The 11,999-nt window shown below is 54.1% G+C and carries 8 protein-coding genes; 4 read left to right on the forward strand and 4 right to left on the reverse strand.

All coding sequences use genetic code 11. The features are described from left to right. The first annotated feature begins 22 nt into the window (after positions 1 to 22). From ldtD to E0L16_RS20750, 3 genes are all read left to right on the forward strand, one after another. On the forward strand, positions 23 to 1,846 hold the full coding sequence (gene ldtD / locus E0L16_RS20740; protein ID WP_131638123.1) for a L,D-transpeptidase: 1,824 nt from the start codon (positions 23 to 25) through the stop codon (positions 1,844 to 1,846). Positions 1,847 to 2,021: 175 nt separating this feature from the next. Next, positions 2,022 to 2,573 (forward strand): peptidoglycan L,D-endopeptidase MepK, encoded by a 552-nt coding sequence (gene mepK, locus E0L16_RS20745; RefSeq protein WP_003858202.1) that lies wholly within the window; start codon positions 2,022 to 2,024, stop codon positions 2,571 to 2,573. A 20-nt stretch (positions 2,574 to 2,593) separates the two neighbouring features. Then, positions 2,594 to 3,241 carry an MBL fold metallo-hydrolase gene (locus tag E0L16_RS20750; RefSeq protein ID WP_063866286.1) on the forward strand — a complete coding sequence of 216 codons (648 nt, stop codon included), beginning with the start codon at positions 2,594 to 2,596 and terminating at the stop codon, positions 3,239 to 3,241. 54 nt (positions 3,242 to 3,295) lie between these two features. On the opposite strand, the gene E0L16_RS20755 is transcribed toward E0L16_RS20750, so the two are convergent. From E0L16_RS20755 to pncB, 4 genes are all read right to left on the reverse strand, one after another. After that, complete coding sequence (locus tag E0L16_RS20755) at positions 3,296 to 4,486, reverse strand: amino acid aminotransferase (RefSeq protein ID WP_102749628.1); 1,191 nt, start codon at positions 4,484 to 4,486, stop codon at positions 3,296 to 3,298. 184 nt (positions 4,487 to 4,670) lie between these two features. Further along, the gene (gene ompF / locus E0L16_RS20760) at positions 4,671 to 5,729 is read right to left on the reverse strand and encodes a porin OmpF (protein ID WP_063866289.1); all 1,059 of its coding nucleotides are present in this window, start codon (positions 5,727 to 5,729) and stop codon (positions 4,671 to 4,673) included. A gap of 607 nt (positions 5,730 to 6,336) precedes the next feature. After that, on the reverse strand, positions 6,337 to 7,737 hold the full coding sequence (gene asnS, locus E0L16_RS20770; RefSeq protein ID WP_003858191.1) for an asparagine--tRNA ligase: 1,401 nt from the start codon (positions 7,735 to 7,737) through the stop codon (positions 6,337 to 6,339). Between the two features lie 167 nt (positions 7,738 to 7,904). Then, positions 7,905 to 9,107, reverse strand: a complete 1,203-nt coding sequence (gene pncB, locus E0L16_RS20775; RefSeq protein ID WP_131638127.1) for a nicotinate phosphoribosyltransferase — start codon at positions 9,105 to 9,107, stop codon at positions 7,905 to 7,907. 254 nt (positions 9,108 to 9,361) lie between these two features. Between pncB and pepN the strand changes: the two genes are divergently transcribed. Continuing rightward, the gene (pepN, locus tag E0L16_RS20780) at positions 9,362 to 11,974 is read left to right on the forward strand and encodes an aminopeptidase N (RefSeq protein ID WP_131638129.1); all 2,613 of its coding nucleotides are present in this window, start codon (positions 9,362 to 9,364) and stop codon (positions 11,972 to 11,974) included. Positions 11,975 to 11,999 lie beyond the last annotated feature (25 nt).

Consider the following 11,999-nt stretch of genomic DNA (forward strand, 5'->3'; position numbering starts at 1 on the left):
CGTGAAAAACAGGGGGCAAGGGATGTTGCTTAAGAAGAATCGTGGTCATCAGCTGTCTGCGCTGAGTTTATGCCTGACGGTGATGTTTGCTCCACTGTTTAGCGCTCAGGCCGATGAGCCTGAAATTGTACCGACTGACAGCTCCGCGACGATGGGCGCGCAGCCGACGTCGTTGTCACAACCGCTGGATCAGTCTCCGGCGACGGCCATTATGGCCGGCATTAAACCGCTGCCGGAAGGCATCGACACGGAATCATTACGCCAGCAGCTGATGACCGGGCTGCCCTCGGGCTATACCCCCGCTTATATTAATCAGCTTACGCTGCTTTACGCCGCGCGCGACATGAAGCCGATGTGGGAAAATCGCGATGCGGTCCGTGCCTTCCAGCAGCAGCTGGCTGAAGTGGCGATTGCAGGTTTTCAGCCGCAGTTCACCACCTGGGTTGAGCTTTTGACCGACCCTGCCGTGACCGGACAGGCACGTGACGTGGTACTGTCTGACGCCATGATGGGCTACTTACAGTTTGTGGCGGGCATTTCGGTGAACGGCAACCGCTGGCTATACAGCAGTAAACCGTACAAGCTGGCGACGCCTGCGCTTTCCGTCATCAATCAGTGGCAACTGTCGCTCGATAACGGTGAACTACCGCGCTTTATCGCAAGCCTTGCGCCTGCCCATCCGCAATATGCCACGATGCATCAGTCGCTCCTTGAGCTGGTTGCGGATTCCCGCCCGTGGCCTCAGCTGCGTGGAACAGCAACGCTTCGTCCGGGGCAGTGGAGCAGCGATGTGCCTGCCATCCGCGAAATTATGAAACGATCCGGCATGCTTGACGGCGGCCCTAAAATTGCCCTGCCAGGCGACGAGACGCAAAACGCGGTCGTCAGCCCGTCGGCGCCGGTAAAAGAAAAAACCGCCGTTGCGCAGAACAATAGGCCCGCCGCTTACGATCGCGAGCTGGTTGCGGCGGTTAAGCAGTTCCAGGCCGCGCAGGGGCTGGGCGCCGACGGTGTGATTGGTCCATCCACCCGCGACTGGCTGAACGTCTCTCCGGCCCAGCGGGCAGGGGTGCTGGCGCTGAATATCCAGCGCTTGCGCTTGCTGCCGGGCACGTTATCCACCGGCATTATGGTTAACATTCCGGCCTACTCGCTGGTCTACTATCAGGACGGAAGCGAAGTGCTGGCGTCCCGTGTGATTGTAGGTCGACCTGACCGTAAAACGCCGATGATGAGCAGCGCGCTGAATAACGTGGTGGTTAACCCACCGTGGAACGTGCCGCCGACGCTGGCGCGCAAGGATATCCTGCCTAAGGTCTGGAATGACCCCGGTTATCTGGAGCGACACAACTATACGGTGATGCGCGGCTGGAACAGCAAAGAGACGATTGATCCCTGGATGGTCGACTGGTCAACGATTACCCCGTCGAACCTGCCGTTCCGTTTCCAGCAGGCACCGGGTGCGCATAACTCGCTGGGACGTTACAAATTCAATATGCCAAGTTCGGACGCTATCTATCTGCATGATACCCCGAACCATAATCTGTTCCAGAAAGACGCACGCGCGCTCAGTTCTGGCTGCGTTCGCGTGAATAAGGCTTCGGAGCTGGCGAATATGCTGTTGCAGGATGCAGGCTGGAACGATACGCGGATATCAGATGCCCTGAAGCAGGGGGATACGCGTTACGTCAATATCCGCCACAATATCCCGGTCAATCTTTACTATCTGACGGCGTTTGTGGGGGCAGACGGACGTACCCAGTATCGTACAGATATTTACAATTATGATCTGACAGCGCGATCCGGCGCACAAATCTTGCCAAAAGCGGAACAATTAATCAGGTAAATGAAGTAGTTCGGTGAAAATGATTGTCGTAAGTTATGGTGAATATAAGGCGATCTGTCTGCAAGCCGCGTATTCACTGGGGTTGGGCGCCTTGACGTAGCAGGTTTTGCCAGTTATGGTGCCCTTCGTGCGCTAAGCATATTGACAATTTCTTTTACCTGTAGACCTGATTATCATGGACAAATTTGACGCTAATCGCCGCAAATTGCTGGCGTTAGGTGGCGTTGCGCTGGGCGCAGCTGCCATCCTTCCGACGCCAGCATTTGCCACCCTCTCGACACCTCGTCCGCGTATTTTAACGCTCAACAATCTGCATACTGGTGAGACGCTTAAAGCGGAGTTTTTCGATGGCAGAGGCTATATTCAGGATGAATTAGCAAGACTCAACCATTTTTTCCGTGATTTCCGCGCGAACAAAATCAAAGCTATCGATCCTGGATTATTCGATCAGCTTTACCGCTTGCAGGGACTGCTGGGGACCAAAAGGCCGGTGCAGCTCATTTCTGGCTATCGCTCTCTGGATACCAACAATGAACTGCGCGCCCACAGCCGTGGGGTAGCGAAAAAAAGCTATCACACGAAAGGGCAGGCGATGGATTTCCATATTGAAGGCGTTTCGTTAGCCAATATTCGCAAAGCGGCGTTATCTATGCGCGCAGGTGGTGTAGGATACTACCCACGTAGCAACTTTGTGCATATTGATACCGGGCCGGTTCGGCACTGGTAATAACGAAACACAGGAGCAGTATGAACTATCGTATTATTCCGGTTACCGCGTTCTCACAGAACTGTTCATTGATCTGGTGTGAACAAACTAAACTGGCCGCGCTTGTCGATCCCGGCGGAGACGCTGAGACAATCAAGCAGGAAGTCGCTGCCAGCGGTGTAACGCTGATGCAGATTTTACTGACCCATGGTCATCTCGACCATGTGGGTGCAGCGGCTGAACTGGCTGAACACTACGGTGTGCCGATTATCGGCCCGGAAAAAGAAGATGAGTTCTGGCTACAGGGATTACCTGCTCAAAGCCGTATGTTTGGCCTGGAAGACTGTCAGCCATTGACACCTGACCGCTGGCTGAACGAAGGCGATCGCGTTAACGTAGGGAATGTGACTTTACAGGTGTTGCATTGCCCGGGGCATACGCCCGGTCATATCGTCTTCTTTGATGACTCGTCGCGTCTGCTGATTTCGGGTGACGTGATTTTCAAAGGGGGCGTAGGACGCAGCGATTTCCCGCGCGGCGATCACGGTCAGCTGATTCAGTCGATTAAGCAGAAGTTATTGCCGTTAGGTGATGACGTGACGTTTATTCCTGGCCACGGTCCGAAGTCGACGCTGGGCGATGAGCGGTTGCATAACCCGTTCCTTCAGGATGAAATGCCCGTCTGGTAAACCCGGTTAAATAAAAAAAGCCTGCATGATGCAGGCTTTTTTTGTGGGTGCTGATTACAGCACTGCGACAATGGCTTCGCACAGTGGCGCCATGTTGTCAGGCGTCATGCCTGCAACGTTCACGCGACCAGAGGCAACGGCATACACGCCAAACTCTTCACGCAGGCGCAGCACCTGCTCTTTGGTCAGGCCGCTGAAGGAGAACATGCCGTTCTGCTTGATGATGAAGCTGAAATCACGGTTAGCGCCTTTCTCTGCCAGCGTGTTCACAAACAGCAGACGCATGCGCTGAATGCGTTGACGCATATCGTTCAGCTCTTGTTCCCAGATTGCGCGCAGCGCATCGTTGCTCAGGATCGTCGCAACGACAGACGCACCGTGTGCCGGTGGGTTGGAGTAGTTAGCGCGGATCACGGACTTCATCTGGCTGAATGCGCGATCGACGGTTGCTTCGTCAGCAGCCACCAGCGTACAGGCTCCGACGCGCTCGTTATACAGGCCAAAGTTCTTGGAGTAGGAGCTTGCGACAATCAGTTCCTGATGCACTGCGGCGAAAGCGCGCAGGCCTTCAGCATCTTCTTCCAGACCACGGGCAAAGCCCTGGTAAGCGAAGTCGAACAGCGGCAGCCAGCCTTTTTCTACAGACAGCTTAGCCAGCTGTTCCCACTGCTCAAGCGTAGGATCGATACCGGTTGGGTTATGGCAACAGCCGTGGAACAGCACCACATCGCCCGCCTGGGCTTCGCTCAGGCTAGCCAGCAGGCCGTCGAAGTCCAGCGCGTGGTTTGCCGCGTCGTAATAGGCATATTCACGCACTTCCAGACCCGCGGAGTTGAACACGCTCTTGTGGTTCGGCCAGCTTGGGTTGCTTACCCACACGCGCTTGACGGAGGTGTTTTTCGCCAGGAAATCTGCCGCCACGCGCAGTGCGCCGGTACCACCAGGGGTCTGCGCCGTGCGGGCGCGTTTTTCGCTCACAATGGTGCTGCCTTTGCCGAACAGCAGCTCCTGGGTGCAGCGACCAAATTCAGGAATACCATCAATACCGAGGTAGTTTTTGGTGGTTTCGTTTTCCAGCAGATACTGCTCAGCTTTTTTAACGCTGGTCAGTACCGGAGTCTTGCCGGTTTCATCTTTATATACACCAATACCCAGGTTGATTTTGCCAGGGCGGTCGTCGGCACGAAACAGATCGGCCAGGCCCAGAATTGGGTCGGCAGGAGCGGCAGTAATGTTCTCAAACATGACGAAGTTCCATTGTGATTACAGAAGTGAAATCCGCTATCAGGTTAACGGTAGATTTACAAAATGCCAACCGTTTGCGACGAAAAGCGTGCGGCTTTTCAAAAGTCGCTATTTTTTTCTCTCAGGAATAAAAAAACAGGGCCGAAGCCCTGTTCATTAAGCATATAACGATGAGGTGTGTTGATTAGAACTGGTAAACCAGACCCAGAGCCACGATGTCATCATTGTTGATGCCCAGCTTGTTGTCGTCTTTCAGCTGGTTGATCTGGTAGTCAACATAGGTGGACATGTTTTTGTTGAAGTAGTAGGTCGCACCGATATCGATGTAGTTGATGTAGTCTTCGTCACCGATATTTTCTACGTCTTTCGCCTTAGATTTGTAGTAAGCGATGGACGGACGCAGGCCGAAGTCGAACTGGTACTGAGCCACAACGGAGAAGTCCTGAGATTTGTTAGCGAAACCTCTGTTGCTCAGGCGCGCTGCGTTACGCATTTCGCCGTATACCGCTGCCAGGTAGATGTTGTTCGCGTCGTATTTCAGACCGGTAGCCCACTGCTCAGCTTTGTCGCCTTTACCCCAGTCCAGGGTCTGCTGGTTGTTGGTACGGTCAGCTGCGCCGTAAGCACCCACGATGCCGAAGCCTTCGTAGTCATAGCTCAGAGAGGTCGCCCAGCCGTCGCCGTTAGAACGTACTGCGATATCACGCTCGTTCTTGCCCAGGTACTGAACGCCAAAGTTCAGACCATCAACCAGGCCGAAGAAGTTGCTGTTACGGTAAGTCGCCAGACCACCGGTACGGCCAGAGAAGAAGTTATCGGTTGCGCCGGTGTCACCACCGAACTCAGGCAGCATATCGGTGATGCCGATTGCGTCATAGACCAGGCCGTAGTTACGACCGTAGTCGAAGGAGCCTGCATCGCCGAATTTCAGACCTGCGAATGCCAGACGGGTTTTGTTGCCGTTCTGTGCATCTGCGCCTTCAGAGTTGTTACCCTGGAAGTTGTATTCCCACTGACCATAACCGGTCAGCTGATCGTTGATCTGCGTTTCGCCTTTGAAACCCAGACGCGCGTAAGTGTTATCGCCATTGCTGCCGTCATTATCAGAGAAGTAATGCAGGCCAACTGCTTTCCCGTAAAGATCTAATTTGTTGCCGTCTTTGTTATAGATTTCAGCAGCGTTTGCTGCACCGGCTACCAGCAGGGCAGGGACTACCACTGCCAGGATATTGCGCTTCATCATTATTTATTACCCTCATTGGTTTTTTTATGACACTCGCCACTGCCGTCAATAAATTCTGTCAATAAATATTTCCGGAACTATTGATGAGAGTTAGGTGTCTTTATGTGTCTGACAGGCATCTTTCCATTCATAGAAGCGTTTCGCTACACTGAAAGTGCTACAATCTTCAAGATTCAGTTACAAAAAGAAAATATGTGTAACTAAATATGTATTTTGGGGAACTTTGTGAAGCACCTCAAATTTCAGCGCAGTCTGGTGAATAAAACATCCGCTTTATTCTTATATATATGATTTCCTTATATTTAATTTAGCTAAAGGCCTTTCCTATAAACAGAAGTTAAACGGGTCATTTTTTCTTATGATCGGCAAAAGCCATCCAGATGGCTAAGAAATTGATTGTTTTTTGTGCTATTACGTAAGAGTTGCTTTAAGCGCAATAAGAATGGGGTTATTTTTTTTGTGGCCAGATGTTTCGTGGAAACAAAACGTAACAGGTAGAGGTTATTGCGGGGTTGTGGTTTAAAGATGCTTACTTTCGACTGACGAAAACTGACGTTGCAGGATAAAATAATGGCCAGCAAGTGCTGGCCATTATTGATGTGGACGGTTAGAAGCTTGCGTTACGCGGCGTGCGTGGGAATGGAATCACATCACGTACGTTCTGAACGCCTGTCACGTAGGCAATCAGACGCTCGAAGCCCAGGCCAAAGCCGGAGTGCGGCACGGTGCCGTAGCGGCGCAGGTCGCGATACCAGCTGTAGTCCGCCGGGTTCAGACCCATCTCCTGCATACGCGCGTCCAGCACGTCCAGACGCTCTTCACGCTGGGAACCACCGATGATTTCGCCGATGCCCGGTGCCAGTACGTCCATCGCAGCAACGGTTTTACCGTCTTCGTTAAGGCGCATATAGAACGCCTTAATGTCTTTCGGATAGTTTTTCACCACAACCGGTGCTTTGAAGTGCTTCTCTGCCAGATAACGTTCGTGCTCGGAGGAGAGATCCACGCCCCAGTAAACCGGGTTCTCGAATTTCTCACCGCATTTTTCCAGGATAGCGACCGCATCGGTGTAGTCCACCTGCGCGAAGTCTGCGGAAACAAAGCGCTCAAGACGGGCGATGGCGTCGTTATCGACACGCTCAGCGAAGAATTTCATGTCGTCTGCGCGCTCTTCGAGAACCGCTTTGAACACGTATTTCAGCATCGCTTCTGCCAGGCCTGCCACGTCATTCAGATCGGCAAAGGCCACTTCCGGCTCCAGCATCCAGAATTCCGCCAGGTGACGGCTGGTGTTGGAGTTTTCCGCACGGAAGGTTGGGCCGAAGGTGTAGATCTTAGACAGCGCACAGGCGTAGGTTTCGCCGTTCAGCTGGCCGGAAACCGTCAGGAAGGCTTCTTTACCAAAGAAGTCTTTGTCGTAATCGACTTTACCTTCCGGCGTACGCGGCAGGTTTTCCATATCCAGCGTTGAAACGCGGAACATTTCGCCTGCACCTTCGGTATCAGAGGCCGTGATCAGCGGGGTAGAAACCCAGAAGTAACCCTGCTCGTCAAAGAAGCGATGCAGCGCCTGCGCCAGCGTATGACGCACGCGCGCAACCGCACCAATCAGGTTGGTGCGCGGACGCAGGTGCGCGACTTCACGCAGATATTCAATGCTGTGACGCTTTGCAGCCATCGGATAGGTGTCCGGATCTTCAACCCAGCCGGTCACTTCCACCGAGGTCGCCTGAATTTCGTAGCTCTGACCCTGGCCCGGAGAGGCCACCACAACACCGGTGACGATCACGGAACAGCCTGTTGTCAGGTGCAGAACGTCATCATTGTAATTGGGCAGAGAATTATTAATGACGGCCTGTACAGGATCAAAGCAGGAACCGTCATAGACGGCGAGGAAGGAGATGCCAGCTTTAGAATCTCGGCGAGTACGCACCCATCCGCGCACGGTGACCTCCTGGTCAACGGCGACACGGCCCTGGAGTACGTCGGCTACAGGCACAACGCTCATAATATTCTCTCTGTTAATAGTCGGAAAAAATAAACACTTGTCCGCCCTTATTGGGGGGATATCTATGTTACCTGCCATCCGCTATCAGACAAGTAAATTTCACCGTCTTGAGAGAAGAAATAAGAAATAAATAAGAGAAGGGGAGCCATGAAGGCTCCCCGAAGCGGTTAACTGGCTTTTTTGACCTGAGGCAGATCGAAGGCTTTGCGTAATGCGCGAACAAACGCTTTGTCATGGCAGATGGTTTTGCCCGGGCTGTCGGAGAGCTTCGCGACCGGCTTACCGTTACATTCCACCAGTTTTATAACGATGTTCAGCGGTTTCACCTGAGGAATATCGCAGGTTAACCGCGTACCAATCCCAAAACTCAGGTTCACCCGGGAAGAGAAGTGACGGTAAAGGTCGATCGCTTTCGCCAGGTCAAGGTTGTCGGAGAAGACCAGCACCTTACTCATTGGGTCGATACCCAGCTTTTCGTAATGGGCAATGGCTTTCTCACCCCATTCAACCGGATCCCCGGAATCATGGCGTAACCCCTGGTAGCGTTCGGCAAACTCAGGGCCAAAGTCGCGCAGGAACGCGTCCATGGTAATGCAGTCGGTAAGGGCAATACCCAGCCGATCCGGGTATTCATCAAGCCACGCGGCGAGGGCGGCGCGCTGGCTGTTGGCGAGGTCTGGGCTGATCTGCTGGTGCGCCTGGAACCATTCGTGCGCCTGGGTGCCCATCGGCGTTAAATCAAGACGGCGCGCCAGATCGTAGTTACTGGTGCCAACGAACCACGGCTCCTGTTGCAGGCGTCTGACGATGGCTTCCTGAACCTCGCGAGAGAAGCGGCGGCGCGTGCCAAAGTCCATCAGACGGAATCGGGACATATCCAGCCCTTCGGTCAGCTGGTTAAACTCAACGAGTTTATTTTCCAGAGCGGCAACGGCCTGCGTCACACCGGTTTCAGGGGAGCGATAGCGGTGGGCCAGCTCGCTGATGACTGCCAGAAGCGGCACTTCCCACATAATCACTTCGCGCCACGGACCGGTCAGGCGAATGTCCAGCTTGCCGTTATCATTGGTGACGGTGACCTGTTCCGGCTTATAGCGGAAGTCGCGCAGCCAGTTCAGATAGTCCGCTTTAAAGAAAGGCAGGCCAGAAAGCCATTGATATTCGTCATCGGTGAGCGCCAGATGCTGCATGGCATCGACCTGTTCACGAATGGAATCTGCGTAGATACCCAGCAAGTCGTCATCCCGGCAGCGAAATTCCGCCGCAACATGAACATCATGATAGTGGTGAAACACGGCTTGCTGCATATGCAGCTTGTACGCATCGGTATCCAGCAACGTATGCAGAACCGGAGAAGCGAATTGAGTCATAGGTGCGCTGTAGCATCCTCTCACGGGAGCGTTTAGTACAATAAACAACTCCGGAGTATACCCTGTTTAGTGATTTATTGAACCCCGATCACAACATAAGCACACTTTATGGTCGAGAGCATTTCGTGCCCTGTGTTACAAAAATGTAGCTAAAAAGGGCGTTGTGCCTGAAAAGATGAACATTCTGCATAGCGCGTTTTACACAACAGGAATATATTGAATCGTTACTCGACAAACGATGCATAAGGTTTTCTATGACACAACAGCCACAAGCTAAATACCGCCACGACTACCGTGCGCCGGAATACCTGATAAGCGATATCGATCTGACCTTCGACCTGGATGCCACAAAAACCGTCGTGACGGCGGTAAGCCAGGTGACGCGCCAGAGCGCGACAGCCGTGCCGCTGCGTCTGGATGGTGAAGACCTGACGCTGGTTTCCCTGCATATTAATGATGAAGCCTGGTCGGACTATAAAGAAGAAGGCAACCAGCTGGTCATCGACAACCTGCCGGAACGCTTTACGCTGCGCATCGTGAATGAAATCAGCCCCGCCGCCAATACCGCGCTGGAAGGGCTTTACCAGTCAGGCGTGGCCCTGTGCACCCAGTGCGAAGCCGAGGGTTTCCGCCACATTACCTGGTATCTGGATCGTCCGGACGTGCTGGCGCGCTTTACCACTACAATTATTGCCGACAAAACGCTGTACCCGTACCTGCTCTCCAACGGCAACCGTATTGGGGAAGGGGAACTTGAGAACGGTCGTCACTGGGTGCAGTGGCAGGATCCGTTCCCGAAACCATGCTATCTGTTTGCGCTGGTGGCGGGAGATTTCGATGTTCTGCGCGACACCTTCAAAACGCGTTCTGGCCGTGAAGTCGCGCTGGAGCTGTTCGTCGATCGTGGCAACCTCGACCGCGCGCCATGGGCAATGACCTCCCTCATTAACTCCATGAAGTGGGATGAAACGCGCTTTGGCCTCGAATATGACCTCGACATTTATATGATTGTGGCCGTCGATTTCTTCAACATGGGCGCGATGGAGAATAAAGGTCTTAACATCTTTAACTCCAAATACGTGCTGGCGCGCACCGATACCGCAACGGATAAAGATTACCTCGATATTGAACGTGTTATCGGCCACGAGTATTTCCACAACTGGACCGGGAACCGCGTCACCTGCCGCGACTGGTTCCAGCTGAGTCTGAAAGAGGGCTTAACTGTTTTCCGCGATCAGGAGTTCAGCTCCGATCTGGGATCGCGGGCGGTGAACCGCATCAATAACGTGCGTACCATGCGTGGCCTCCAGTTCGCAGAAGACGCCAGCCCAATGGCGCACCCGATCCGCCCGGATAAAGTCATCGAGATGAATAACTTCTACACCCTGACGGTGTATGAAAAAGGCGCTGAAATTATCCGCATGATCCACACCCTGCTGGGTGAAGAGAACTTCCAGAAAGGGATGCAGCTCTACTTTGAACGCCACGACGGCAGCGCGGCCACCTGCGATGATTTCGTCCAGGCGATGGAAGACGCGTCTAACGTGGATCTCTCGCACTTCCGCCGCTGGTACAGCCAGGCCGGCACGCCGATTGTGACCGTCAAAGACGACTACAACCCGGAAACCGAGCAGTACACGCTGACCATCAGCCAGCGCACGCCGCCTACGGCCGAGCAGGAAGAGAAATACCCGCTGCATATTCCGTTCAGCGTGGAGCTGTACGACAACGAAGGCAACGTGATCCCGTTACAGAAGGGCGGTCATCCGGTACACAACGTACTGAACGTGACCCAGGCAGAGCAGACCTTTATCTTCGATAACGTCTATTTCCAGCCCGTTCCTGCACTGCTGTGCGAGTTTTCCGCGCCGGTTAAACTCGAGTACAAGTGGAGCGATCAGCAGCTGACGTTCCTGATGCGTCACGCGCGCAACGATTTCTCGCGCTGGGATGCGGCACAAAGCCTGCTGGCAACCTACATCAAGCTGAACGTGAACCGTTACCAGCAGGGCCAGCCGTTGACGCTGCCGGTTCATGTGGCAGACGCCTTCCGTGCCATCCTGCTGGATGAGAAAATTGACCCGGCGCTGGCGGCTGAGATTTTGACGCTGCCGTCCGCGACTGAAATCGCCGAGCTGTTTGACATCATCGATCCGATTGCGATCGTGGCGGTGCGCGAAGCGCTGACCCGCACGCTGGCGACCGAGCTGGCGGACGAGTTCCTGGCGATTTACAACGCCAACAAGCTGGACGCGTACCGCGTGGAGCATGCGGATATCGGCAAGCGTACCCTGCGCAATACCTGCCTGCGCTATCTGGCGTTTGGTGAGGCAGAGCTGGCGAACACGCTGGTGAGCAAGCAGTACCACGAGGCCGATAACATGACGGATGCGCTGGCCGCACTGGCTGCAAGCGTTGCCGCCGAGCTGCCGTGCCGCGATGCGCTGATGCAGGAGTACGACGACAGGTGGCATCAGGATGGTCTGGTAATGGACAAGTGGTTCATCCTTCAGGCCACCAGCCCGGCAGCCGATGTGCTCAGCAAGGTACGCAGCCTGCTGAAGCACCGTTCGTTCACCATGAGCAACCCGAACCGCGTCCGCTCGCTGATTGGCGCGTTTGCCAGCAGCAACCCGGCCGCGTTCCACGCCGAAGACGGCAGCGGATATCAGTTCATGGTTGAAATGCTGACCGAGCTGAACAGCCGTAATCCGCAGGTGGCGTCTCGTCTGATTGAGCCGCTGATCCGCCTGAAACGCTACGATGCACAGCGCCAGGCGAAAATGCGCGCCGCGCTTGAGCAGCTGAAAGGGCTGGAAAACCTGTCTGGCGATCTGTACGAGAAGATTGCGAAGGCGCTGGCCTGATGTAAAAAAAGCCCGGTGGCGCTAC

The sequence above is a fragment of the Enterobacter quasihormaechei genome (genome assembly GCF_004331385.1).
Lineage (GTDB): Bacteria > Pseudomonadota > Gammaproteobacteria > Enterobacterales > Enterobacteriaceae > Enterobacter > Enterobacter quasihormaechei.